Consider the following 24,598-nt stretch of genomic DNA (forward strand, 5'->3'; position numbering starts at 1 on the left):
TCAGCGACTGCCGTGCCGGGTTCTGCCCGGAACCGGCCGTCAGCACCTGGCCCATGATCACTTCGCTGACCTGCTCGGGCTTCACGCCCGCACGCTCCAGCACCGCGCGGATCACCGTCGCGCCCAGCTCGGGCGCCGCAATCTTCGCAAGCGAACCGCCGAATTTGCCGACCGCGGTCCGCGCGGCCGATACGATCACTACGTCCGTCATTTCCCTTTCCTCCAGGCCCGCACGACACGGCGCATCGCTACCGGCCCTGTTAAAAAAAACTGCGGTGCACCGGACAGCCTGCGCTGCTGTCCGGTTTTCGTCAATCGCGCTGCAACACGTAGCGGCCCGGCGCCGGCTCGATTACCGGGAACTGCGCGGTACCGGGCTGGGCGGGCGGCTCCACCTTGCGGCCGCCGTACTGGTCGAGCCATTCGACCCAGGTCGTCCACCAGCTTCCGGGATGCTCGGTTGCACCGGCGAACCAGTCGTCCGCCGATTCGGGCAGGTCGCTGTCGTTGACCCAGTAGCTGCGCTTCTTCTTCGCCGGCGGATTGATCACGCCCGCGATGTGTCCCGACGCGCCGAGCACGAACTTCAGCGGGCCCGACAGGATCGACGTGGACGCATAGGCCGTCTGCCACGGCACGATGTGATCCTCGCGCGAACCGTAGATGAAGGTCGGCACGTCGATCAGCGTCAGGTCGACCGACTCGCCGCACACGGTCAGCGCGCCCGGCTCGCGCAGCTTGTTCTCGAGATAGGTATTGCGCAGGTACCACGCGTACATCGGGCCCGGCAGGCTCGTCGAATCGCTGTTCCAGTACAGCAGGTCGAACGGCGCCGGCGTGCGGCCCTTCAGGTAGTTGTCGACGACGTAGTTCCACACGAGGTCGTTCGGCCGCAGGAACGAGAACGTGTTCGCGAATTCGACGCCGCGCATCAGCCCCGGCTGCGTGCCGTTCTTGCCGCCGATGGTCTGCTCGCGCATCTGCACGTGCGCCTCGTCGACGAACACGTCGAGAATGCCGGTGTCGGTGAAGTCGAGCATCGCGGTGAGCAGCGTCATCGACGCGGCCGGATGTTCGCCGCGCGCGGCAAGCACCGCGAGCGCGGTCGCGAGCATCGTGCCGCCGACGCAAAAGCCGAGCGTGTTGATCTGCTCGCGGCCGCTGACCTGCTGCACGGCGTCGATCGCCGCGAGCAGCCCTTCGTTCATGTAGTCGTCCCACGTCTTGTGCGCGACCGATGCGTCCGCGTTGCGCCACGACACGAGGAACACCTGATGGCCGTTCGACAGCGCATGCGCGACGAGCGAATTCTCGGGCTGCAGGTCGAGGATGTAGAACTTGTTGATGCAAGGCGGCACGATCAACAGCGGCCGCTCGAACACCTTGTCCGTCTTCGGCGTGTACTGGATCAGCTGGATCAGGTCGTTCTCGTAGACGACCGCGCCTTCAGTACACCCGAGGTTCTTGCCGACTACGAACTGCGATTCGTCGGTCTGCGAAATCTTGCCGCGCTGCATGTCGCCGAGCAGGTTCATCATCCCTTGCCGCAGGCTTTCGCCCTGCGTTTCGAGGATCGATTTCTGTGCGTCGGGATTGAGCGCGAGGAAATTGCTCGGCGCGGCCGCAGCCGTCCATTGCTGGACCGTGAAACGAATGCGCTCGCGCGTCTTCGGATCGGTCTGAAGCGCGTCGGCCAGTTCCTGCAGATAGCGCGCGTTGAGCAGATACCAGGCCGCCGCGAACGCATGCGCCGGCGACGCCTTCCACGCCTCGCCGCTGAAACGGCGGTCCTTCAGTTCGGGCGACTCGAGCTTCGCCGCGGCGGCCTGCTGCATCAGCGCCATGCAATCGCGCGCGTAGTCGGCCTGCAGCGCCTGTAGCCGCTCGGGCGGAATCGCGGCGGCCGGCAGCTTCAATCCGGCGAACGGCGACGCCATCGCGCCGAAATCGGGCATCGACGGCATCTGGAACGGGAACGATGTCGGAAACTGGAATGTCGCGAACGGATTCACGGTGGCCGACGCAGTCGCGACGCGTGCCGGATCTGCAAAACCGCGCCACGCGTTCAACCACGATTCGAACATCTGCTGCATCGGCTGGGCGGCCGGATCGAAACCAATGCTGCCCGGGGAAGTGCCCGCCTGAGCGGACGTCGACGATTTTTTCGATGCTGTCATTACCTGCCTTACCGGTGATTCGTGAGCGTCTATCGTGAAATCCTGCTCGCGCGCGGCATGCCGGCTGCGAGCCGGGCCGTCATGCTCTGGAGAGGCGTCTCCAGATTCTGCCGCAGTGCGGTATTTTTATCATTATCGTTTTCCCCATGTGAAGCGTCATGTCAAACCGCTGAACATTTCCGTACGGAGATAATCCTCGCACAACAGACGGGACAAGGCTTCCGGCAAAACATAAAACATTTGGGTTGACTTGACTTCGGGATTTTTCATTCAAGCGCGCATGCAGCGCGGCGCGGCAGCCAAAATATCGAGATAACCCGATTTTGCGACGCAACAAACTCCACGCGCATGCGCATTCCGTCAATCGGCCAGCCAGATCGCCGCTGCCATGCGGCCCGTCACGCGATCGCGCCGGTACGAATAGAAGCGTGCCTGCTCGGTGACCGTGCAGGCCGTCCCGCCGCTCACGTGCGCCACACCCGCACGCGCAAGACGCAGGCGCGCAAGCGCATGGAGATCGGCGAGAAACTTGCCCGGCGCACCATCGATCGCGACGAACGCAAGCCGGGTTTCATCATGCTCCGACTGTGGGGCCGTGTCGAGAAACGCGTCACGCACGTCGGCGCCCACCTCGAACGCCCGTGGGCCGATCGCCGGCCCGAGGTACGCATGAAGCGCGTCCGTCGCACCGCCCGCGAGTGCCGCGACATGCGCCGCGGTCTGCTCGACGATGCCGGCCGCCAGCCCACGCCAGCCCGCATGTGCGGCGCCGACCGCGCGGCCCTGCGTGTCGCACAGCAGCACGGGCAGGCAATCCGCGACCATCACGACGCACACGGCACCCGCCCGGTCGGTGACGCTCGCGTCGGCCTGCACCGGCGCCGTAGCCATCGGCGCCGCCGCGATCACCTCGTCCGCCCGCACGATTCGCGCGCCGTGAACCTGCTCGAGCCAGGCAGCATTCGACTGGCCTGCCAGCGCCAGCAAGCGCGCGCGGTTCCCGGCGACATGGGCCGGGTCGTCACCGGTATGCAGGCCGAGATTCATCCCGCCCGGCAGCGCGTCGCCGCCCTGCCAGCGCCCGTACGGGCCTTCGCTCACGCCGCCGTCACGCGTCGTGATCAGCGCGCGCACGCGCGGCGACACCTGCCAGTCGGGCTGCACGCAGTCCTGCCACGTCAACGGCGCCAGGTTCGTCATCGGCACTCACTCCTCCTCATCGTCCAGGTACGGCTCGTCATCGTGATACTCGCCGCCGAAATCGTCATCGTCGTAGACACCGTCATCGTCGTCGAATTCCTCGTCACCCTGCCCGAAGCCGAGCGCCGCGACGAGTGCGTTCATGTCGTCCGGCAGCGGGCAGCGCCATTGCATCGCCTTGCCCGTGACCGGATGCACGAGACCGAGCCGCCATGCGTGCAGCGCCTGACGCGCGAACCCGTCCGGCAGCGGCGTGACCGAGCGCTTGCCGCGCGCGCGCCCGTACACGGGATCGCCGAGCAACGGGTGCCCGGCGTGCGCGCAGTGAACGCGGATCTGGTGCGTGCGACCGGTCTCGAGATCGCACTGGATCGCCGAAACCGGCTGACGTTGCCACAGGCATGTGTCAACCGTGCGGAAATGCGTGCGCGCGGGCTTGCCCGATGCGCCCGTAACGACGGCCATGCGCGTGCGTTCGCGCGGATCGCGGCCGATCGGCGCGTCGATCGTGCCTTCCTCGGGCATCGTGCCCCACACGAGCGCGAAATAGCGGCGCTTCACCGTGCGGGCCTGCAACTGGCGCACGAGGTCCGTCTGCGCGGCCAGCGTACGCGCCACCACCATCAGGCCCGACGTCTCCTTGTCGAGCCGGTGGACGATCCCTGCGCGCGGCAGGCCGGCCGCCGCATCGCCGTAGCGATGCAGCAGCCCGTTGAGGATCGTGCCGCTCCAGTTGCCTGCGGCCGGATGCACGACGAGGCCGGCCGGCTTGTTGATGACGACGAGCGCATCGTCCTCGTAGATCACGTCGAGCGGCACCGGCTCCGGCGTAAAGGCGAGCTGCTCGGGGAGCAGGTCGGGCACGAGTTCGATCTTCGCGCCGAGCGGCACCGGCTGGCGGATCTTCGCCGGCGCGCCGTCGACGAGCACGCGCTGCGCCTCGATCCAGCTCTGGAGGCGGCTGCGCGAGAATTCGGGGAACAGTTGGGCGAGCGCCTTGTCGAGGCGCTCGCCCGCGAGCGACATCGGCACTTCGACGACGCGCGGTGCTTCATCGACCGCTGCGGACGGCACGACGGGCGGCTGCATTGCGTCGCCGGTCAGATCGTCATCGAGGGAATCCCCCGAGGCAGCGTCGGCGGGCCGATCGCTTGGGCTATAATCTTCGCGATTTGGTGTGCCCGGCTGGGCATTCTGCGAACTTGAACGGGTCATTTAGACTGGGTCACCGAGACTTGAAGCTAGGACATGCGAGCATGATGAATTCGACCAAACGCACGGCCAGAACCGTCGCCGCCCGGGCTGCGGCGGTAGCGGCCGCGGCCCTCATCGCCGGCTGCCACGGCTTGCCGCAGAAGCAGGACGAGACGGCTACCTGGTCGAACAACAAATTATACTCAGAGGCCCAGGACGCACTGTCCGGCGGCGACTGGGGCAAGTGCGCGAAATATTTCGAATCGCTGCAAGGTCGCGATCCGTTCGGCCATTTCGCGCAGCAGGCGCAGATCAACGTTGCATACTGCAACTGGAAGGATAACGAAGCGGCCGCCGCCGACCAGGCCGTCGATCGCTTCATCCAGCTCCACCCCGATCATCCGGATATCCCGTACGCGTACTACCTGAAGGGGATGATCCACTTCAACGACGATCTCGGCCTGTTCGGCCGCTTCTCGGGCCAGGACATGAGCGAACGCGATCCGCAGGCACTGCGCGAATCGTACGATGCGTTCAAGGTCGTCGTCGACCGCTTCCCGAAGAGCAAGTACGCGCCCGACGCCGCCGCTCGGATGCGCTACATCGTCAACGCGCTCGCATCGCACGAAGTGCACGCAGCCGACTACTACTACCGGCGCGGCGCCTACGTCGCGGCCATCAACCGTGCCCAGCTCGCGATCAAGGACTACAAGGGCGCCCCGGCGATCGAGGACGCGCTGCACATCATGATCCTGTCGTACGGCAAGCTGAACCAGCCGGAACTCGCCGAGGACACGAAGCGCGTGCTCGCAGGCACGTTCCCCGACAGCCCGTACGTCACGGGCCACTCGCGCCCCGGTACGAAGAAGTCGTGGTGGCAGTTCTGACGAAAGCACCGTACAGCCCGCGCTGCACGAACAAAAAACCCGGCCATCGAGCCGGGTTTTTTATTGGCGCCGCATTCAGGCGGCGCCGGTGCAATCGCGCGACGATCGCCGCACGCACCGTCACGAGCGCTTTGCCGAACGGTGCTCGTCGAAGAAGTCCTGAACGACCGCGATCTCGCGGGTCCGCTTGAATGGCGGCAGGCTCTGCCAGATCCGGCGCCCGTAGGGTTTGTCGACGAGCCGCGTGTCGCAGATCATCAGCACGCCGCGATCCGTTTCCGCGCGAATCAGCCGGCCCGCGCCCTGCTTCAGCGTGATCACGGCCTGCGGCAGCTGGTGCACGGCGAACGGGCTCAGCCCCTTCTTCGTGAGCGCGTCGAGCCGCGCAGCCAGCACCGGATCGTCCGGCGGCGCGAACGGCAGCTTGTCGATCACGACGAGCGACAGCGCGTCGCCGCGCACGTCGACGCCTTCCCAGAAACTCTGGCTGCCGACCAGGATCGCGTTGCCATATGCGCGGAAGCGGTCGAGGAGCTCGGTACGGCTTGCATCGCCCTGCACGAGCAGCGGCGTGTTCCAGCCGCGCGACTCGATCACGTCGCGCAGCTTCGACGCGATCCGGTCGACCGCGCGCAGCGTCGTGCACAGCATGAACACGCCGCCACCGGACGCCTCGATCGCCGGCAGTGCGGCGTCGAAGACGGCGTCGGTAAACGCCGGCGAAGACGGTTGCGGCAGGTTGCGCGGCACGTACAGCAGCCCTTGCGACTGGTAGTCGAACGGGCTTGCGAGCGTCATCGAGCGACGCGAGCTGAGGCCCATTTGCGCCGCATAGTGCGTGAAGTCGCCGCGCACCGACAGCGTGGCAGACGTGAACACCCAGGCACGCGACACGCCCGCGCGCTGCTTGGCAAAGATCGGCGCGACCGACAGCGGCGTTTCGTGCAGCTGGACCGTATGCGCGAACACTTCGACCCAGCGCACCTTCTCGTTCGGATCGCCGTCGGATGCCGCCTTGTCGCCGGCCGCTGTTGCGTCGGCTTTCGCCGCCGCTTCCGTCGCGCCGGGTGCGACCCAGCCGGCCAGCAGGTCCTGCAGCTCGCGTGCGCGCCGCAGGCACGCGCCGAGCGATTCCGCCCGTTCGGCCTGGCTGGCAAGCGCCGACGCCAGCGCGTCGAGCGCAGCCTCGAGCGCGTCGAGCGCGCCGAACATCGGGTGATCGTCGCCGAGCTGGGCGAGCGACATGCGGACGATCTGGTCGTTCGCGAACGCAAGGCGCAAGTCGCGCGCCGCGCGCTCGAGATCGCCGCCGAGCTTCACCCACTCGACCGCGTCGCGGGCATGGCTCAGGCCTTCCGCCACCGTGTCGCGTGCGAGCTCGAGAATCTGCGTCGTCGACAGCGTCTCGCCGAAGAACAGCGTCGCCGTTTCGGGCAACTGGTGCGCTTCGTCGAAGATGACCGTGTTGGCATTAGGCAGCAACTCGGCCATCCCCGTATCGCGCAGCATGATGTCCGCGAAGAACAGGTGGTGGTTGACGACGACGACGTCGGCCTGCTGCGCCTCGCGCCGCGCCTGCATCACGAAGCATTCCTTGTAATGCGGGCATTCCTGGCCGAGGCAGTTGTCGCGTGTCGACGTGACCATCGACCATACCGGCGCCGTTTCCGGCACGCTCGCGAGCTCGGCCTTGTCGCCGCTCTTCGTGATCTTCGCGAAACGGACGATTTCCTGCAGATAGGCCGTATCCTGCCGCGACGGCAACCGGCCGTTGTCGGCCGTGCGTTGCAGGTAGTAGTGGCACAGGTAGTTGGCACGGCCCTTCAGCATCGCGACCGACACCGGCACCGCGAGCGCGTTGCGCACGGTCGGGATGTCGCGCGCGAACAATTGGTCCTGCAGGTGTTTCGTGCCGGTCGACACGATCACCTTGCCGCCCCACAGCATTGCGGGCACGAGGTATGCATAAGTCTTGCCGGTACCCGTGCCGGCCTCGACGATCAGCGTGTTGTCGCCGGCATCGCTGTCGACTTCGGCTGCCGCGGCGTCCGCGCCCGTTTCGGCCGCCTTGTCACCGTCGCCGAGGCGACGCGCCGGCCGCTTGCGGGTTTCGAAGATCTCGGGTTCGGGCATGCGGCGCGCGGACGCTTCCATCGCAGACGCGACGGCGCGCGCCATCTCGATCTGCGACGTACGCGGCCGATAGCCGTCCAGCGCGCGCGCCAGCAATCCGCCTTCGCCGAAGATCGTGTCGAGTTCGTCGACGCGCTTGCGGCTCAGCTCAAAGGTGCCTTCGGGCGCACGAGCGCGCCCGGCAGGCGACACGTCGCGCCGGGCATCGGGGGTGGCTTCAAGCGGTGAATTCAAGGCAAGCGTTCCTGTGTCCAGCGCCCGGGCGGCGCCGGCGCTTGCCAGGCCGCGCTCAGGCGCGCTTATCCGGTTCCAGCTGCGATTGCAGCAAAATGATTTTGTCCTTGGCCGCCAGCTTTTCCTTCTTCAGCCTGTGCAGCGTGATGTCGTCGATGTCGGAGTGCCCTTCCTTCAGCTCGATCTCCCGAGCGAGCTGCTGGTGCTGCTCCTGCAATGCAGCCAAACGGTTGTGCAATTCCTGCTGCTGTTCCGTGTGACGGTTTTGCATACTTGCCTCCTCATCGAAGCAGCGCGCCGACCGGCGTGCCAGCGCGCCCGAGACTGGTCTCGATCAATCCAACACGTTACTGCCCCTGCTGTTGCTTCTGCTGCGCCTTCTCGGCCGCTTCCTTCTGACGCTGCTCGACATCGGCCTTGTGCTGCACGGCTTCCTTCTGCTTCTGCTCGTAGCGCGCGGCGTTGTCCGCCCGCTCCTGCGCCTTCTGCGCGGCCTGCTGGTGCGCCTGGTCGAGCTTGCGCTGGAAGTCGCCCTGCTTCTGGTCGTATGCCTGCTTGTTCGCCGCGCGCTGCGGCCCTTCCGCGCCGCGCTGCGCCTGCTTCAGCGCATTCTGCTCCTGCTTGTCGCGGAACGCAGCCGCGTTTGCCGCGTCGTTCGCCGCGCGCCGCGGTGCTTCCGCCGCGTTCTGCGCCGCCTTCAGCGCCTGCTGCTGGTCGCGCTGCTGCGCACGCACGGCCCGCTGCTCGTCGTTGAGCGCGAGCTGCTCCTGGCGGATGCTCGCCCGCTCGTCGCGCATCTGTTCACGTGCCTTGCCGAGACAGTGATTGACGAAGAACTTGCTGTAGCAATCGTGCTCGGCCACCGCATAACGATAATCGTTTTCTGCGGAACGTTGATTGAGCACTTTTTGACGGGCATCGAAATCCGGTGCGGCCGTGGCCGTCACGGGCGCAGCCGCGGCGGCGGCCGGCGCGGTTGCATCCGAAGCTTGCGCGAACGCGCCGGAAGGCCCGGCAGACAAAGCCGCGGCGAGCGCTGCGCCGAGCGCGACGAGAGAAATTCGGGAAGTTGGCAACGTCGTAGGAAAGCTGCGGGACATGTGTCAAATTCTATCACCCCCGGCTGGACGCTCCGCCATTTATGGCAAAATGCCTCGCTTCACTCACCCGCGGCATCCGGCCCGACGGGCCCGCCACGCAGCCCGCCGCTTCGGGCCTGCCGGCCCCCGCCGCGATTTCAGCAGGCAGATCATCCACGACATGACGGAAACCGTAGCACTCAAGATCGTACAGCGCATCGCCACCGAACTGTCCGTCCAGCCGCGCCAGGTCGCGGCGGCAGTGCAACTCCTCGACGAAGGCTCGACCGTTCCGTTCATTGCCCGGTACCGCAAGGAAGTGACCGGCAACCTGGACGACACGCAGCTGCGCCAGCTCGAGGAACGCCTCCTGTATCTGCGCGAGCTTGAAGATCGCCGTGCGGCGATCCTGTCGAGCATCGACGAACAGGGCAAGCTGACCGACGAACTGCGCGTCGCGATCGACGCGGCCGACAGCAAGCAGGTGCTCGAAGACCTTTATCTGCCGTACAAGCCGAAGCGCCGCACGCGTGCGCAGATCGCCCGCGAAGCCGGCCTCGAGCCGCTCGCCCAGGCACTCCTCGCGAACCCGCTGCTCGACCCGCAGGCCGAGGCAGCCGCGTACGTCGACGCCGAGAAGGGTGTAGCCGACGTGAAGGCCGCGCTCGACGGCGCGCGCGACATCCTGTCCGAACAGTTTGGCGAGACGGCCGAGCTGCTCGGCAAGCTGCGCGACTATCTGCACAACCAGGGCGTCGTGTCGTCGGCCGTCGTCGAGGGCAAGGAAAACGAGGAAGGCGAGAAATTCCGCGACTATTACGACTACGCGGAAACGATCAAGACCGTGCCGTCGCACCGCGCCCTCGCGCTGTTCCGCGGCCGCAACGCGGGCGTGCTGACGGTCAAGCTCGGCCTCGGCGAAGAGCTCGACGCGCAGGTGCCGCATCCTGGCGAGGCAATGATCGCGCGCCATTTCGGCATCGCGAACCAGAACCGCCCGGCCGACAAATGGCTGTCCGACGTATGCCGCTGGTGCTGGCGCGTGAAGGTGCAGCCGCACATCGAGAACGAACTGCTCACGCAACTGCGCGAAACGGCCGAAACGGAAGCGATCCGCGTGTTCGCGCGCAACCTGAACGACCTGCTGCTGGCCGCGCCGGCCGGCCCGAAGGCCGTGATCGGTCTCGACCCCGGCCTGCGCACGGGCGTGAAGGTTGCGGTCGTCGACCGCACCGGCAAGGTGCTCGCGACCGACACGATCTACCCGCACGAGCCGCGCCGCGACTGGGATGGCTCGATCGCGAAACTCGCACGCATCGCCGCGCAGACGCAGGCCGAGCTGATCAGCATCGGCAACGGCACCGCGTCGCGTGAAACCGACAAGCTCGCGAGCGAACTGATCGCGAAACACCCGGAGCTGCGCCTGCAGAAGATCGTCGTGTCGGAAGCCGGTGCATCGGTCTATTCGGCATCCGAGCTGGCCGCGAAGGAATTCCCGGAACTCGACGTGTCGCTGCGCGGCGCCGTGTCGATTGCACGCCGCCTGCAGGATCCGCTCGCCGAGCTGGTGAAGATCGAACCGAAGGCCATCGGCGTCGGCCAGTACCAGCACGACGTGAACCAGCGCGAACTCGCCCGCTCGCTCGACGCGGTCGTCGAGGACTGCGTGAACGCGGTCGGCGTCGACGCGAACACCGCGTCGGCCCCGCTGCTCGCCCGCGTATCGGGCCTGAACGCGACGCTCGCGCGCAATATCGTCGACTACCGCGATGCGAACGGCCCGTTCCCGTCGCGCGAGCACCTGCGCAAGGTGCCGCGCCTCGGCGACAAGACCTTCGAACAGGCCGCCGGCTTCCTGCGCATCAATGGCGGCGAGAATCCGCTCGACCGCTCGTCGGTGCACCCGGAAGCGTATCCGGTCGTCGAGCGGATACTCGCGAAGATCAGCAAGCGCATCGACGACGTGCTCGGCAACCGCGAAGCGCTGTCGGGCCTGTCCCCGGCGGAATTTGTTGACGAACGTTTCGGCCTGCCGACCGTGCGCGACATCCTGTCCGAGCTGGAGAAGCCGGGCCGCGATCCGCGCCCCGAATTCAAGACCGCGACGTTCCGTGAAGGCGTCGAAAAGGTGTCGGACCTCGTACCCGGCATGACGCTCGAGGGCGTCGTGACGAACGTCGCCGCGTTCGGCGCGTTCGTGGACATCGGCGTCCACCAGGACGGCCTTGTCCACGTATCCGCGATGTCGACCAAGTTCATCAAGGATCCGCACGAAGTCGTGAAAGCCGGCCAGGTCGTCAAGGTGAAGGTGCTCGACGTCGACGTGAAGCGCCAGCGCATTGCGCTGACGATGCGCCTCGACGACGACGCGGCGGCGCCCGGCATGTCGTCGCGCGGCGGCCAGGATCGCGGCAACGCCGGGCGCGGCGCGGCGCGCCCGCAGCGTTCGCGCGAGCCGGAACCGGCTGGCGCAATGGCTGCAGCGTTCGCGAAGCTGAAGCGCTGAGCATCCGCCAGCTTTCGCGACAGACAAAAAAGCCCGCCGAAAGGCGGGCTTTTTCATGACTTCGGCAAACACGGCGCGCGGCTGAACGGCCCGCGCGCCGCCCTCGATCAGATTTCGATCTTCGTCCCGAGTTCGACCACGCGATTCGCCGGGATCGAGAAGAAGTCGGTCGGCTTCGCGGCGTTCTGGTGCATCCATGCGAACACGCGCTCGCGCCAGATCGACATTCCGGGCAGATGCGTCGGCACGACCGTTTCGCGCGCGAGGAAGAACGACGTATCCATCAGCTCGAACGTCATGTCATGCGTGCGGCCGAATTCCTCGAGCACGGCCTTCACGTCCGGCGTCTCGTTGAAGCCGTACTCGGCCTTGACGATATACAACCCGCCGCCTGCATCACGCGAGGACTGGCGCTTGTCGTCTCGCACGTAAGGAAAGTCGCGCGTGACGAACGTGAGGAAAATGGTGCGCTCGTGCAGCACCTTGTTGTGCTTCAGGTTGTGCAGCAGGCTGACGGGCACGAGCTTGTCGTTGCCGGTCAGGTAGATCGCGGTACCCGACACGCGATGCGGCGGATGCGCGAGCAGCCCCTGCAGGAACGGCTCGAGCGGAATACCGTCGGCAGCCGTGCGCTCCTTGACGATGTGACGCCCCTTGTACCAGGTCATCAGCAGGAAGAACAGCAGTGCGCCGATGCCGAGCGGCAGCCAGCCGCCCTGAGCGACCTTCAGCAGGTTCGCGCCGAAGAAGCCGAGGTCGACCGCGAGAAACACCGCGATGATCGCGCCGACCAGCAGCCGGTTCCAGTTCCACACCTTCACCATCACGACCGCGGCGAGCACGGTCGTGATCACCATCGTCGCCGTCACCGCGATGCCGTACGCAGCCGCGAGGTTGTCGGAGCTCTTGAAGCCGATGACGATGCAGAGGATCACGAACAGCAGCAGCCAGTTCACGACCGGCACGTAGATCTGGCCGATCGCCAGTTCCGACGTGTGCAGCACCTTCATGCGCGGCACGTAGCCGAGCTGGATGGCCTGCGACGTCAGCGAATACGCGCCCGAGATCACCGCCTGCGACGCGATCACGGTTGCGACCGTCGACAGCACGACGAGCGGCAACAGCCCCCATTCGGGTGCCAGCAGGAAGAACGGGTTCTCGATCGCCTTCGGATTCTGGATCAGCAGCGCGCCCTGGCCGAAGTAGTTCAGCACGAGCGACGGCATCACGAGCCCGTAGGCGGCGATGCGGATCGGCTTCGCGCCGAAGTGGCCCATGTCCGCGTAGAGCGCTTCCGCACCGGTCAGCACCAGCACGACCGAGCCGAGCACGACATAGGCCTGCAGCAGGTGATCGGCCATGAACGACGCCGCGTAATACGGGTTGATGGCCGCCATGATGCCCGGCACGCGCACGATGTGGTACACGCCGAGCGCCGCGATCACGACGAACCACAGCACCATGATCGGGCCGAACAGCTTGCCGACCAGCGCAGTGCCGTGGCGCTGGATCCAGAACAGCGCGATCAGGATCACGATCGTGATCGGCAGCACGAGATGGGACAGGTGCGGCGTCGCGATTTCGAGACCCTCGACCGCCGACATCACCGAGATCGCCGGCGTGATCACCGCGTCCCCGTAGAACATGCATGCGCCGAAAATCCCGAGCGCCATCAGCGCGCCCGCGACGCGGGTCTTCGAGTCGAGTGGCCGCAGCGACAGCGCCATCAGCGCGAGCACGCCGCCTTCGCCGTTGTTGTCCGCCCGCATCACGAACAGCAGATACTTGATGCCGACCACCAGGATGATTGCCCAGAACAGCAGCGAGATCACACCGAGAATCGACGCTTCGGTGAGCGGAATGCCGTGTGCGGGGCTGAACGCCTCCTTGAGCGAATACAGCGGGCTGGTGCCGATGTCGCCGAACACGACGCCGATGGCTGCTATCGCTAGCGCCCGCATCGAGTGTTGTTGCGTCGAATGCGGCGCGTGTGCTGCGTCGGTCGCGTGGATCGTGTCGTTCATATGAAGCGTAATAATCGGGTCCGGGTCGGACAAAACGAGCGCTATTCTACTCGCGCCCCCGTGAAACGCCGTCCTGCTCTGTTGCCTTGTAGCCACGTGATCCACGCTGCGCATGCAATCCGGCGCGAGCTGTGGCAGGGCTGCCAATCATAGCCGGGGCAGCGGCGTCTGCCTACCGGATCCACGGTGCGCGGCGCCAGCGCGGACGGCACCCCAATGAAAAACGGCGCCGCAAGCGGCGCCGTACAAGGCTTTCCTTCGATTGGCCGGCCGCTTATGCGCCAGAGCCCTCGCGCTGTGCGCGACCGCGCTTGATCCACGCCTCGAGGTTGTGCGGGCGAACCGTGTCCCACTCCTCGAACGGCTGATGAATCCACGGATTCGTCGGCAGAAACTGCGTGTGATAGTCGGGCTTGACCTTCGAGCAACCCTTGTACCAGAGCACGGCCGAGCGCACGGCCGTCACCGACGGATAGCGCTCCTTCAGGTGCTCCTGCACGCGCGCAAGCGTGACGCCCGAATCGACGAGATCGTCGACCAGCAGCACGTTGCCCGCCAGGTTGCCGCGCGTCATCGTGATGTACTGCGCGATATCGAGGTCGCCCTGCTCCGTGCCGGCCGCTTCGCGGTACGAACTCGTCGCGAGGATCGCGAGCGGCACGTCGTAGATGCGCGACAGTTGATCGCCGACGCGCAGGCCGCCGCGCGCGAGGCACAGGATCTGGTCGAACTTCCAGCCCGATGCATGCACCTGGAGCGCGAGCAACTCGATGAGACGGTGATACTCGTCCCAGCCTACCCACAGGTTCTTGTCGTCGTTGCGCGGATCGGTCATCAAATCTGCCGCCGTCATCGTGATTTGCTGCGTCATCTGAAAATTACACCTTGAACGGATGGCGGAGCAGGATCGTTTCGTCGCGGTCCGGACCCGTCGACACCATGTCGACCGGCACGCCAGCCACTTCCTGGACACGGGTCAGGTAAGCCTGCGCGTTCGCCGGCAGGGCTTCCCACGTCTTGATGCCAACCGTGCTTTCCTTCCAGCCGGCAAACGTTTCGTATACGGGCTCGCAACGGGCCACGTCAGCGGCGCCGCGCGGCAGGATGTCCACATCCTTGCCGTCGATCTTGTAGCCGACGCACAGCTTGACTTCGTCGAGGCCGTCCAGCACGTCGAGCTTCGTCATGCACAGGCCCGACACGCCGTTGATCTGGATCGAGCGGCGCAGCGCGGCTGCGTCGAGCCAGCCCGTGCGGCGCGGACGGCCGGTGACCGAACCGAATTCCTTGCCGACATTAGCGAGCGTGACGCCAACCTGGTCCTGACGCTGCGGGTTGTCCGCATCGTACAGTTCGCTCGGGAACGGGCCCGAGCCGACGCGCGTGCAATATGCCTTCGTGATGCCGAGGATGTAGTTGAGCTTCTGCGGACCCACGCCCGCGCCAGCCGACGCCGCACCTGCGACGCAGTTGCTCGACGTGACGAACGGATAGGTGCCGTGGTCGATGTCGAGCAGCGTACCTTGTGCGCCTTCGAACAGCAGGTTCTGGCCCGCATTGTTCGCGTCGTACAGGCGGCGCGACACGTCGGCCACCATCGGCTTCAGGCGGTCGGCATAACCCAGCATCGTGTCGAGCGTGGCCTGGAAATCGACAGCCGCGCCGCCCAGGTACTGGGTCAGCACGAAGTTGTGGAAATCGAGGTTTTCGCGCAGGCGGTCGGCGAAGGTCTTCGCATCGAAGAGGTCCTGCACACGCAGCGCGCGGCGGCCGACCTTGTCTTCGTACGCGGGGCCGATGCCGCGGCCCGTCGTGCCGATCTTGCCCGCGCCCTTGCGCGCTTCGCGCGCCTGGTCGATCGCGATGTGGTACGGCAGGATCAGCGTCGTGGCTTCGGAAATGAACAGGCGGTCGCGCACGTTCACGCCGGCTTCTTCCAGCTCGCCGATTTCCTTGAACAGTGCTTCGGGGGACAGGACGACGCCGTTGCCGATGTAGCAGGCGACGCCTTCACGCATGATGCCCGACGGAATGAGGCGCAAGATCGTTTTCTTGCCGCCGATGATGAGGGTGTGGCCGGCGTTGTGACCGCCCTGGAAACGCACGACGCCCTGAGCGTGGTCCGTCAGCCAGTCGACGATCTTGCCCTTGCCTTCATCACCCCATTGCGTTCCCACGACGACGACATTGCGCCCGGGAGTCACGTTCACTGCGCTGGCAGACATGTTGATTCGTTAGCTGGTTAAAAACGTATTCTACCTATGTTCGCGGGCGATTCCGAATTTTTCCGTTTCGCTTCAACGATATGCACGCCGAAGCAGGTCCCGCGAACGCCTGTTTATCGGGGTTCGACCACCCACGCGCCGTTGCGCTCGACGAGCGACCGGTCGCACGCGAATTCGTCGAGCACATGATCGTGACCCGGCAGCGCCTGGATCACGACCTCGCCCGAATCGCGCAGCGCCGCGACGGCCGCGCTCAGCGCGTCGTCCTGTGCCCACGGCGCGAGAATCGCGGTGCCGCGCGCCTCGACCGGCGAAATCCGCGCGAGCTCGCGCAGGTCGAGCGAGAAGCCCGTAGCCGGACGGGCGCGGCCATACGCCTGACCGACGTGGTCGTACCGGCCGCCCCGCGCGATCGCGTTCGGCACGCCATCGATGTAGGCGCTGAACATCGCGCCGCTGTGATACGCATAGCCACGCAGGTCGCCGAGATCGATCGCCACCTCGGCTCCCTTCGCCTGCGCCGCGAGCTGCGCCAGATCGTCGAGCGCCCGCGTGATTTCGGGCAGTACCGGCAAGCGTGCGCGCGCCTCGGCGAGCACGCTCGCGTCGCCATAGAGATGCGGCAGCGCGCGCAGCGCGGCGCGCGTATCGGCACCGAGATCGTCGGTGAGCTCGTTCAGCAGCGGCACGTCCTTGCCCGACAATGCGTCGTACAGCGACTCGCCGCGCTCGGCGGCCTGCGCGTCACGCGCCAGCAGCGCCGCGAGCACGCCCGCGTGGCCGAGGTCGAGACGGATGCGCGACAGGCCCGCGAGATGCAGCGCGTCGAGCATCAGTTGCTGGATCTCGAGGTCGGCCTCCAGGCCGGCATGCCCGTAGATCTCGGCGCCGATCTGGATCTGCTCGCGCGTCGCGTGCAGACCGCGCGGACGCGTATGCATCACGTGGCCTGCATAGCAGAGGCGCGTCACGCCCTGGCGGTTCAACAAGTGCGCGTCGATCCGCGCGACCTGCGGCGTGATGTCTGCGCGAAGGCCGAGGGTGCGACCCGACAGCTGATCGACCAGCTTGAAGGTGCGCAGGCGCAGGTCGGCGCCACCGCTCGTCAGCAGCGACTCGAGATACTCGAGCAGCGGCGGCATCACCATTTCGTAGCCATATGAACGGAAGCGGTCGAGCAGCCTGCGGCGCAGCTCTTCGATCTTGCGCGCTTCCGACGGAAGTACGTCGGCGATATTCTCGGGAAGTAACCAGGTCGACATCGGTACGGTCCTACGACGGGAAACAGCGCGCGACACGCGCGCCGCGATGTGAATCGGAAATTCTGAATTCAGGCGGGACGAACGGCGGATGCGCCGTCCGGATCAGGTCCCGGTCAGGTAGCGAGCAGCAGCAGTATGAGCCCGAGCACCATCACGATCAGCCCGCCGATCCGGATATGATGCGGCGGCCGCTCCGCTATTCTACGAAACGTGTCGCGCCAGGCGACGGGAAACACGAAGGGGAACGCCCCCTCGATGATCAGCATCAGCGCTACTGCGAGCAACAACGAGCCAGCCAGGTCCATGCGAGCGACGGCGCCGCTCGACGCGGCGCCCCAAGGTCAGTGTTTGCGGGGAGCAGGCGCCGCCGGTGCGGCACCGCCCGTCGGGCTGCGCATGAAGCGGAAGAACTCGCTGTCGGGATCGACGACGATGATGTCGTTGCGCTTGAACGTGTTCCGGTAAGCCTGCAGGCTCGCGTAGAACTGGTAGAACTGCGGATCGCGGCCGAACGCGTCGGCGGCAATCGTGGCGGCCTTCGCGTCGCCCTCGCCCTTGATCGTCTGCGCAGACTTGTACGCGTTCGCAAGCACGGCCTGCTGTTCGCGTTCGGCGTCCGCCTTGATCTGTTCGACGTCAGCCGCGCCTTGTGCACGCACCTGCGCCGCCTGATCGCGCAGCGCGCCGATCATCCGCTGATAGACGGCATCGGTCTGCGCAGCGGGCAAGTCGACGCGCGTCAGCTGGACGTCGATCACGTCGACGCCGAAACCGGACGCCTTCGGCTTCACTTCGTCGCGGGCCGCATCGGCGATCGCACGCTGGCCGCCCAGTGCGTCGTCGAGCGCGCGCTTGCCGAACGCGTCACCGAGAGCGCTCTTCAGCGCGCCGGCGAGACGGTCGCCGGCTGCCGACGGGTCACCGCCCGTCGTCGTGAAATACTTCATCGGATCGCTGATCCGGTACTTCACCGCGTAGGCGACGAGCAAGTCGTGCTTGTCTTCGGTTGCCAGTTGCAGCGGATCCGACGATTCGAGCGATTGCAGGCGCGTGTCGATCAGCGTGGCCGTCTGCAGCGGCGACGGCAATTTGAAATGGATGCCGGGGCCCGCGAGTTCGGGCTGCGCGCCATCACGCCCCGACAGCACGGCCGTATGGCGCGGATCGACGGTAAGGACTGTCGACGATGCCGCGAAGGCAACGATCACGATTGCGACGACGAGCGCAATGATTCGGTTCATGTTCTGCGCTCCCCGTTACTTCAGATCGTCTTCGCGCGACCGGCTGCGAAAGGCCTCGCGCGACCGCAGCACGTCGGTGCCCGACGCCGCACTCGCTGGCGCCGCTGCAGCCGGCGCGACAGCCGCCGGTGCCGACGCCGCATCGGGCGCGGATGCGCCCGTAGACGCCGCGGCGTTTTGTCGCCCCTGCTCGACGAGCTTGTCGAGCGGCAGATACACGACGCTGTTGCCGCCCTTGTTGCCGACGAATACCTTCGTCGAATTCGAATAGATTTCCTGCATCGTCTCGAGATACATCCGCTCGCGGATCACCGCGGGCGCCTTCGAGTACTGCGCATAGACCTGCTTGAAGCGGTCGGCATCTCCTTCGGCTTGCGTGACCACGCGATCGGCATACGCCTTCGCTTCGTCGACGAGCTTCGCCGCATCGCCCTGCGCCTTCGGCAGCAGGTCGTTTGCATACGTCTGCGCGGCGCGCTTCGCGGCCTCGCGCTCGTCGCGTGCCTTCGCGACTTCACCGTACGCGGCCTGCGTCTGCTCGGGCGCCGCAACGCTCTGCATCGTGACGGCCGTCACTTCGAGCCCCGACTGGTAGCGATCGAGGTCGCGCTGGATCGCGGCGGAGAGCTGCTCGCGCAGTGCGTCGCGGTCCTGGTTCAGCACGTCGGCCGCGCTACGCGTGCCGACGATCGCACGTACCGCAGCCTGGGCGGCCTGCGAGACGCTGCGCTCGGGGTCGACACTGCGGAACAGGTAATCGGTCGCGGAACGGATGCGATACTGGACGATGAAGCGTACGTCGACGATGTCGGCGTCGCGCGTCAGCATCGCCGCTTCCTTCACGTTCGCGAGACGCACGACGTTGTTGCGGCCGATTTCGATCGAGCGGACCTGCGACGTATCGACGATCTCGTGCGACGCGAACGGATACGGCGCGCGCCAGTGCACGCCTTGGCCGACCGTGCCCGACAGCTTGCCGAGCTGCAGCACGACGCCGGTCTGCCCTTCCTGCACGACGAACAGCCCGCTGCCCGCGTAGACCGCGACCAGCACGCCGATCACGATGCCGACGCCGACGCGCGCGGCTCGTCCGTTGTCAGGACGGAAGCCGTTGCCGCCCTTGCCGCCGAACAGGCCGTTCAGGCGCCGGTTGAAGTTGCGCCACATCTCGTCGAGATCGGGCGGACCATCGCCGTCGCCGCCTTGCGGACGCTTCGATTCGTTCGGGCGGGGACGGGATCCGTCTTTGCCATTGCCTTCGCCGCGTCCCCAGCGGGGATCGTTGATCGACAGCAAGGCGCGCATCCGCCGCCAGGTACTCCGCTCGTTGTATTCGTTCACCAGAGTTTGTTCACCAGATTAGACGCCGGCGAACCGGCCGGGACCGGTTAGCGCCCGTGTTCGGAAATCGTGTGGTCTTCGTGTGGTTCAGCGGGGGCGCCGTCGAGCGCGCCGTTGGGTAACGTCGCGCTGGAAAGGTGTTCCGCGGAGGCGATTTCGGCGATGGCGGCACGCAACGTATCAAGACCCTGACCGGTGCGCGCGCTCAAAAAGACGCGCGAAATATTACCATACTCGTCCCGCTCGACCGCGTCGCCGCGGGCCGCCAGCTCAGGCACGGCGTCGATCTTGTTGAACACCAGCACCTGGCGGATCGTGTCCGCGCCGATCTCGTGCAGCACGCCATTGACCTGCTCGATCTGTTCAAGCCTGACCGCGCTCGACGCATCGACCACGTGCAGCAGCAGATCCGCGTGGATCGTTTCCTCGAGGGTCGCGCGGAATGCGGCGACCAGCTGGTGAGGCAACTCGCGGATAAACCCGACCGTATCCGACACGACGATCTGGCCGACTTCGTCGCCGAGGTACACGCGCCGCGACGTCGTATCGAGCGTGGCGAACAGCTGGTCGGCCGCATAGGCCTGCGCCTTCGTCAGCGCGTTGAACAGCGTCGACTTGCCCGCGTTCGTATAGCCGACGAGCGACACCGACATCGTCCCGCTGCGCGCGCGCTGGCGGCGTTGCGTGCTGTGTTGCCGGCGCAACCGGTCGAGCCGCGACTTCAGCATCTTGATGCGTTCGCCGATCAGCCGGCGGTCGGTTTCGAGCTGGGTTTCACCGGGGCCGCGCAGGCCGATACCACCCTTCTGCCGCTCAAGGTGGGTCCACGCGCGAATGAGCCGCGTCGACAGATACTGAAGCTGCGCGAGCTCGACCTGCAGCTTGCCTTCGTGGCTGCGGGCTCGCTGTGCAAAGATGTCGAGGATGAGGCTGGTGCGATCGACCACGCGCCTGTTAAGTGCCTGCTCCAGATTACGTTGCTGGGCGGGCGCCAACGCGTGGTTGAAGATGACGATTTCGACGTTGTGCGCGTCGCAGGCGAGCCGGAGTTCTTCGGCTTTGCCGCTGCCGATGAACATCTTGGCATCGGGACTGGAGCGACGACCCGTGAGGGTGACTGCGGGACGGGCCCCCGCGCTGGAGGCGAGAAGACTGAGTTCTTCGAGACTGGCTTCGAAATCGGTCTTGCCGAAATCGATGCCGACGAGCGCTGCGTTGATCAAATTTTCAGGTGTCAAGATAAGGCGGCTGGCATCGGTCGCTCGCGGCGACCGGATGCCGGCCGCTGCGATAGGTTAGGACGAGGCTTCCGCGTCCGGGTGGAAATTCACCGGGCGCGCCGGCACGACCGTCGAGATGGCGTGCTTGTACACCATCTGGGTCACCGTATTACGGAGCAACACGACGTACTGGTCGAACGATTCAATGTTCCCTTGAAGCTTGATGCCGTTGACGAGGTAGATCGAAACGGGAACGTGCTCTTTGCGCAGTGCGTTCAAAAACGGGTCTTGTAACAATTGCCCTTTGTTGCTCATGGCGTACTCCATCTTTTTTTGCAGGTTGATCTGGACTGGCGGCGAAGAAAAAGAGATCCGGCGCCAATCGCTACACTATAGCCGATTTTAACTGGCCCGCCCGGGGCGTAGGCCTTGCGGCCAACCCCTTGCGTGACGCGTGTAACAGACGTCTTCAGCTCTTGTCCGCGTACGGATTGTTCGACGAACGGAACTCTATGCGCAATGGAGTCCCTGTCAGTGAGAAAGTTTCGCGGAACCGGTTTTCCAGGTAACGCTTGTACGTTTCCGTCACGGCGTCGAGCGCGTTACCGTGGATGACGATGATCGGCGGATTCTGGCCGCCCTGGTGCGCGTAGCGCAGCTTCGGACGCACCGGGCCGCGACGGCGCGGCTGCTGGAACTCGACCGCCTCGATCAGCGCGCGCGTGAGCTTCGGCGTCGGCAGCTTCGCCATCGCCGCCGCATACGCGTCGTCGACCGAGCGCATCAGCGTACCGATGCCGGTCTTCTTCGTGGCCGAAATGAAGTGCGATTTCGCGAAGTCGAGGAATTTCAGCTTGCGGGTCAAATCCGCTTTCGCGCGATCGCGCGCATGTTCGTCAAGGCCGTCCCACTTGTTGACGCCGATCACGAGCGCGCGGCCCTGCTCGACGACGAAGCCGGCGATGTGCGCGTCCTGGTCGGAAATGTCCTGCTGCGCATCCAGCAGAAGAATGACCACGTTCGCGTCGGAGATCGACTGCAGCGTCTTCACGACCGAAAATTTCTCGATCGCTTCGAACACCTTGCCGCGGCGGCGCAGGCCGGCCGTGTCGATCAGCGTGTATTTCTTGCCGTTACGCTCGAAGTCGACGTAGATCGAATCGCGCGTCGTGCCCGGCATGTCGAACGCGATCACGCGATCCTCGCCGATCAGCGCGTTCACGAGCGTCGACTTGCCGACGTTCGGGCGGCCGACGATCGCGATCTTGATGCCCCGCGAAGGATCGTTTTCGTCCTCTTCCTCCGGACGGTCCGCATACGCGACATCCAGCGCCTCGTTGATCATGTCGGTGACGCCGTCACCGTGCGCAGCCGAGATCGCACGCGGATCGCCGAGCCCGAGCTCGTAGAAGTCCGTCGCGACCGCCGTGTACTTCATCCCCTCGGCCTTGTTGACGACGAGGAAGATCGGCCGGCCGGTCTTGCGCAGGTAGTCGGCGATCGACTTGTCCTGCGGCGCGAGCCCGTTACGGCCGTCGACGATGAACACGACGACGTCGGCTTCCTCGACGGCCTGCCGCGTCTGGCGTGCCATCTCGTGCAGGATGCCGTCCTTCGCGACGGGCTCGAAGCCGCCCGTGTCGACGACCAGGTACGGCCGCTCGCCGACGCGGCCTTCGCCGTAATGGCGATCGCGCGTCAGGCCCGGCAAGTCGGCGACCAGCGCATCGCGCGAGCGCGTGAGCCGGTTGAACAGCGTGGATTTCCCCACATTGGGGCGCCCAACGAGGGCAATGACCGGTTTCATCTGTGTTTTCTACGGTGAAGCGCAGCAGCGGGAGGCCCGCTGCTGCGGGCGGCTGCGCTGAATGAAAATATCACGAATTCGCGCCGCGCCGGATGCGCGCGCCTGGCGCGCGTTGCGCGCCGTCGTCTTTCGTCTCGAACTGCCTTTCAAATACCGAGCGGCCGGGAGCACCGGCCGCCTTCAAGTCGCGCGGCCGCGGCGCGCGGGACAAGCCCGTCGCGCCGCGGCCGCGCATGTTTCCTGCGCGTCAGCGCGGACGGAATCCGTACAGGCCGCCGTCCTTCGTCTGCACGACGAGCGTATTGCCCGCGAGGACCGGCGCCGCCGTAATCGCGCTGCCGTCGGTCTTCATCCGTGCGATGAAGCTGCCGTCTTCGCGGGACAGGAAGTGCACGAAGCCCTTGTAATCGCCCAACACGACCGCGTGCCCGAGCAAATACGGCACGCCGACGTCACGGCTCTTGAGCTTGTCGTTGCGCCACAGCTGGTTGCCCGACGCAGCGTCGTACGCAGTCACGACCGACCAGTCGTCGCCGCCGGCGACCACCGAATCGTCCTGCGCGAGGCCGCTGCGGCTCGAGAACGCCTTTTCCCACAGCGGGCGGCCCGAGTTCGCATCGAAGCAGCCAAGCTGACCCTGGAACGTCACCGCGCAGGCTTCCGCGCCCACGAGCGTCGGCGGACCGCTGACGTCGTTGATGCGCTCGACTTCGGTCACGCCCTTCGGGAACGACACCGGGGTCTGCCAGAACGGCTCGCCCGTCTGCAGGTTGATCGCGACCAGCCCGCCGCCCGGGAAGCCCGCCAGCACCGCTGCGTCACCCGCGAAGGTCATGCCGGCCGACACGCGCAGATTCAGCGGCACCGCGCGATTGCGGTAGTTCCACTTCTGCTCGCCCGTCTGCGCGTTGAACGCGATCACCTGGCCGTCGATCGTGCGGACGACCACGAGGCCGTTGCCGACGAGCGGCGGCGAGAAGATCTCGCCCTGCACGCTGGTCTTCCACAGTTGCTTGCCGTCCGGGCCCAGCACGAACACGCCGCCCTTCAGCGCGCCGACCGCGGTCAGGTTGCCGTCGCTGCCGACACCGGCCGACAGGTCGGAGCCGACCTTCGCGCGCCAGAGCGTCTGGCCCGTCTTCGCGTCGATCTTCTCGACCGATCCGTTCTCGCCCGCTGCATAGACGGCGTCGCCGACGGCCACCGGCGAGAACAGGTAGCGCCCGCCCTTGCCGACGCTCGCCTTCCAGACCTGTTGCACGTCCATCACGGGCTTGAACTCGGTGAGCGGCGTCGGCACGCGGCGCGCGTCCTTCGACGACGAGCAGGCCGCCAGTGCGAGGACAGCCGCCGCGCAGGCAACGGGCACAGCGTAACGTTTCAGCAAATTCATCGGTTAGCGAAGCAGAGTTAAGAGGTTGAGGGGACCGGGGTTCAGCCGCCAAGCGCATCCAGCTTGAACTGCACGAGCTGACGCGCAGATTGGTCGTCCTTCGACAGGCCGTCGAGCGCGAGCTTGTAAGCCGCGCGCGCATCGTCGGTCTTGCCTTGCGCGGCAAGCAGATCGCCGCGGCGATCGGCCACGAGGCCCTTGAATGCATCGACCGGCGTACCCGACAGCAGCGCGAGGCCCGCATCGTACGCTTTCTCGTCGAGCAGCAGCGACGCGAGACGCAGCTTCGCGATCTGCTTGTACTCGTCATCCTTGGCGTGATCGACGGCCCATTGCAACTGCGCCTTCGCACCGGCCGAGTCGCCGGCTGCGTACAGCGTCTTCGCAGCGGAGAGTGCGGTCATCTGCGCATAGGGCGTGCTGCCGAACTTGTCTTCCATGTCGGCAGCCGCGCGAGCGATCGTCGCCTTGTCATTCGCGGCGGCGGCCTTCTGGACCTGTTCGTACAGCCCGGACGCCTCGGCAGCCTGACGGCGCTGCCAGTAGTTCCAGCCGTTGAAACCGGCCGCGACGACGAGCGCCGCGAGCACGATCCACGTGGTGAGGTTGCCCCAGCGGGCCCACCACGCCTTGACACTTTCAATCGATTCTTGTTCGTCGTGATAACTCATCGGC

General features: G+C 66.0%; 20 protein-coding genes and 1 pseudogene. 2 read left to right on the forward strand and 19 right to left on the reverse strand.

The annotated features are described in order from the left end of the window. The 4 genes and pseudogenes from C5O79_RS30155 to C5O79_RS30170 all read right to left on the reverse strand — a co-directional run. Positions 1 to 211 (reverse strand): annotated as a pseudogene (locus C5O79_RS30155) (acetyl-CoA C-acetyltransferase); the annotation flags it as partial. A 100-nt stretch (positions 212 to 311) separates the two neighbouring features. Next, positions 312 to 2,177: a class I poly(R)-hydroxyalkanoic acid synthase gene (phaC, locus tag C5O79_RS30160; RefSeq protein ID WP_122473993.1), complete on the reverse strand. Its 1,866-nt coding sequence runs from the start codon at positions 2,175 to 2,177 to the stop codon at positions 312 to 314. A gap of 360 nt (positions 2,178 to 2,537) precedes the next feature. Next, the gene (gene pgeF, locus C5O79_RS30165; protein WP_122474545.1) at positions 2,538 to 3,377 is read right to left on the reverse strand and encodes a peptidoglycan editing factor PgeF; all 840 of its coding nucleotides are present in this window, start codon (positions 3,375 to 3,377) and stop codon (positions 2,538 to 2,540) included. 6 nt (positions 3,378 to 3,383) lie between these two features. Further along, positions 3,384 to 4,592: an RluA family pseudouridine synthase gene (locus C5O79_RS30170; protein WP_046545839.1), complete on the reverse strand. Its 1,209-nt coding sequence runs from the start codon at positions 4,590 to 4,592 to the stop codon at positions 3,384 to 3,386. A gap of 41 nt (positions 4,593 to 4,633) precedes the next feature. Between C5O79_RS30170 and C5O79_RS30175 the strand changes: the two genes are divergently transcribed. Next, entirely contained in the window at positions 4,634 to 5,458 is an 825-nt protein-coding gene (locus C5O79_RS30175) for an outer membrane protein assembly factor BamD (RefSeq protein ID WP_046545840.1), read from the forward strand. 120 nt (positions 5,459 to 5,578) lie between these two features. On the opposite strand, the gene C5O79_RS30180 is transcribed toward C5O79_RS30175, so the two are convergent. The 3 genes from C5O79_RS30180 to C5O79_RS30190 all read right to left on the reverse strand — a co-directional run bounded on the left by C5O79_RS30180 (position 5,579) and on the right by C5O79_RS30190 (position 8,925). Then, positions 5,579 to 7,825, reverse strand: a complete 2,247-nt coding sequence (locus C5O79_RS30180) for an ATP-dependent DNA helicase (RefSeq protein WP_122473994.1) — start codon at positions 7,823 to 7,825, stop codon at positions 5,579 to 5,581. A 55-nt stretch (positions 7,826 to 7,880) separates the two neighbouring features. After that, entirely contained in the window at positions 7,881 to 8,096 is a 216-nt protein-coding gene (locus C5O79_RS30185; RefSeq protein ID WP_006478692.1) for a YdcH family protein, read from the reverse strand. Between the two features lie 76 nt (positions 8,097 to 8,172). After that, the gene (locus C5O79_RS30190) at positions 8,173 to 8,925 is read right to left on the reverse strand and encodes a hypothetical protein (RefSeq protein WP_122473995.1); all 753 of its coding nucleotides are present in this window, start codon (positions 8,923 to 8,925) and stop codon (positions 8,173 to 8,175) included. 160 nt (positions 8,926 to 9,085) lie between these two features. On the opposite strand from C5O79_RS30190, the gene C5O79_RS30195 reads away from it, so the two are divergent. Further along, complete coding sequence (locus tag C5O79_RS30195; RefSeq protein ID WP_122473996.1) at positions 9,086 to 11,410, forward strand: Tex family protein; 2,325 nt, start codon at positions 9,086 to 9,088, stop codon at positions 11,408 to 11,410. 107 nt (positions 11,411 to 11,517) lie between these two features. Here C5O79_RS30195 and C5O79_RS30200 read toward each other — a convergent pair whose 3' ends face one another. From C5O79_RS30200 to C5O79_RS30260, 12 genes are all read right to left on the reverse strand, one after another. Next, a complete protein-coding gene (locus C5O79_RS30200) occupies positions 11,518 to 13,434 on the reverse strand; it encodes a potassium transporter Kup (RefSeq protein ID WP_046545844.1) in 1,917 nt (638 codons plus the stop codon). Between the two features lie 274 nt (positions 13,435 to 13,708). Continuing rightward, positions 13,709 to 14,305 carry a phosphoribosyltransferase gene (locus C5O79_RS30205; protein WP_039360235.1) on the reverse strand — a complete coding sequence of 199 codons (597 nt, stop codon included), beginning with the start codon at positions 14,303 to 14,305 and terminating at the stop codon, positions 13,709 to 13,711. A gap of 7 nt (positions 14,306 to 14,312) precedes the next feature. Then, complete coding sequence (locus C5O79_RS30210; protein ID WP_039360238.1) at positions 14,313 to 15,659, reverse strand: adenylosuccinate synthase; 1,347 nt, start codon at positions 15,657 to 15,659, stop codon at positions 14,313 to 14,315. 113 nt (positions 15,660 to 15,772) lie between these two features. After that, complete coding sequence (locus C5O79_RS30215) at positions 15,773 to 16,921, reverse strand: ATP phosphoribosyltransferase regulatory subunit (RefSeq protein WP_047850793.1); 1,149 nt, start codon at positions 16,919 to 16,921, stop codon at positions 15,773 to 15,775. A gap of 113 nt (positions 16,922 to 17,034) precedes the next feature. Continuing rightward, a complete protein-coding gene (locus tag C5O79_RS30220; RefSeq protein WP_011352254.1) occupies positions 17,035 to 17,226 on the reverse strand; it encodes a DUF2065 domain-containing protein in 192 nt (63 codons plus the stop codon). Between the two features lie 36 nt (positions 17,227 to 17,262). After that, positions 17,263 to 18,162, reverse strand: coding sequence for a protease modulator HflC (locus C5O79_RS30225; protein WP_122473997.1), 900 nt, complete (start codon positions 18,160 to 18,162; stop codon positions 17,263 to 17,265). A 15-nt stretch (positions 18,163 to 18,177) separates the two neighbouring features. Next, on the reverse strand, positions 18,178 to 19,503 hold the full coding sequence (gene hflK / locus C5O79_RS30230) for an FtsH protease activity modulator HflK (RefSeq protein WP_046545847.1): 1,326 nt from the start codon (positions 19,501 to 19,503) through the stop codon (positions 18,178 to 18,180). A gap of 47 nt (positions 19,504 to 19,550) precedes the next feature. Beyond that, complete coding sequence (gene hflX / locus C5O79_RS30235; protein ID WP_171026909.1) at positions 19,551 to 20,726, reverse strand: GTPase HflX; 1,176 nt, start codon at positions 20,724 to 20,726, stop codon at positions 19,551 to 19,553. 72 nt (positions 20,727 to 20,798) lie between these two features. Further along, positions 20,799 to 21,038, reverse strand: coding sequence for an RNA chaperone Hfq (gene hfq, locus C5O79_RS30240; RefSeq protein ID WP_006399927.1), 240 nt, complete (start codon positions 21,036 to 21,038; stop codon positions 20,799 to 20,801). A 154-nt stretch (positions 21,039 to 21,192) separates the two neighbouring features. Then, a complete protein-coding gene (der, locus tag C5O79_RS30245; RefSeq protein ID WP_046197066.1) occupies positions 21,193 to 22,530 on the reverse strand; it encodes a ribosome biogenesis GTPase Der in 1,338 nt (445 codons plus the stop codon). Positions 22,531 to 22,777: 247 nt separating this feature from the next. Further along, positions 22,778 to 23,923 (reverse strand): outer membrane protein assembly factor BamB, encoded by a 1,146-nt coding sequence (bamB, locus tag C5O79_RS30255; RefSeq protein WP_039360253.1) that lies wholly within the window; start codon positions 23,921 to 23,923, stop codon positions 22,778 to 22,780. Between the two features lie 41 nt (positions 23,924 to 23,964). Continuing rightward, positions 23,965 to 24,594 (reverse strand): tetratricopeptide repeat protein, encoded by a 630-nt coding sequence (locus C5O79_RS30260; RefSeq protein ID WP_039360256.1) that lies wholly within the window; start codon positions 24,592 to 24,594, stop codon positions 23,965 to 23,967. Between the last annotated feature and the right edge of the window lie 4 nt (positions 24,595 to 24,598).

The sequence above is a fragment of the Burkholderia sp. SRS-25 genome, from assembly GCF_004343765.1.
Classification (GTDB): domain Bacteria; phylum Pseudomonadota; class Gammaproteobacteria; order Burkholderiales; family Burkholderiaceae; genus Burkholderia; species Burkholderia contaminans.

Bases quoted from the DNA above. Each gene is read 5' to 3' on its own strand.
- phaC (WP_122473993.1), bottom strand. From the start codon at position 2,177: ATGACAGCATCGAAAAAATCGTCGACGTCCGCTCAGGCGGGCACTTCC.
- pgeF (WP_122474545.1), bottom strand. From the start codon at position 3,377: ATGACGAACCTGGCGCCGTTGACGTGGCAGGACTGCGTGCAGCCCGAC.
- C5O79_RS30170 (WP_046545839.1), bottom strand. From the start codon at position 4,592: ATGACCCGTTCAAGTTCGCAGAATGCCCAGCCGGGCACACCAAATCGC.
- C5O79_RS30175 (WP_046545840.1), top strand. From the start codon at position 4,634: ATGATGAATTCGACCAAACGCACGGCCAGAACCGTCGCCGCCCGGGCT.
- C5O79_RS30185 (WP_006478692.1), bottom strand. From the start codon at position 8,096: ATGCAAAACCGTCACACGGAACAGCAGCAGGAATTGCACAACCGTTTG.
- C5O79_RS30190 (WP_122473995.1), bottom strand. From the start codon at position 8,925: ATGTCCCGCAGCTTTCCTACGACGTTGCCAACTTCCCGAATTTCTCTC.
- C5O79_RS30195 (WP_122473996.1), top strand. From the start codon at position 9,086: ATGACGGAAACCGTAGCACTCAAGATCGTACAGCGCATCGCCACCGAA.
- C5O79_RS30200 (WP_046545844.1), bottom strand. From the start codon at position 13,434: ATGAACGACACGATCCACGCGACCGACGCAGCACACGCGCCGCATTCG.
- C5O79_RS30205 (WP_039360235.1), bottom strand. From the start codon at position 14,305: ATGACGCAGCAAATCACGATGACGGCGGCAGATTTGATGACCGATCCG.
- C5O79_RS30210 (WP_039360238.1), bottom strand. From the start codon at position 15,659: ATGTCTGCCAGCGCAGTGAACGTGACTCCCGGGCGCAATGTCGTCGTC.
- C5O79_RS30215 (WP_047850793.1), bottom strand. From the start codon at position 16,921: ATGTCGACCTGGTTACTTCCCGAGAATATCGCCGACGTACTTCCGTCG.
- C5O79_RS30220 (WP_011352254.1), bottom strand. From the start codon at position 17,226: ATGGACCTGGCTGGCTCGTTGTTGCTCGCAGTAGCGCTGATGCTGATC.
- C5O79_RS30225 (WP_122473997.1), bottom strand. From the start codon at position 18,162: ATGAACCGAATCATTGCGCTCGTCGTCGCAATCGTGATCGTTGCCTTC.
- hfq (WP_006399927.1), bottom strand. From the start codon at position 21,038: ATGAGCAACAAAGGGCAATTGTTACAAGACCCGTTTTTGAACGCACTG.
- der (WP_046197066.1), bottom strand. From the start codon at position 22,530: ATGAAACCGGTCATTGCCCTCGTTGGGCGCCCCAATGTGGGGAAATCC.
- bamB (WP_039360253.1), bottom strand. From the start codon at position 23,923: ATGAATTTGCTGAAACGTTACGCTGTGCCCGTTGCCTGCGCGGCGGCT.
- C5O79_RS30260 (WP_039360256.1), bottom strand. From the start codon at position 24,594: ATGAGTTATCACGACGAACAAGAATCGATTGAAAGTGTCAAGGCGTGG.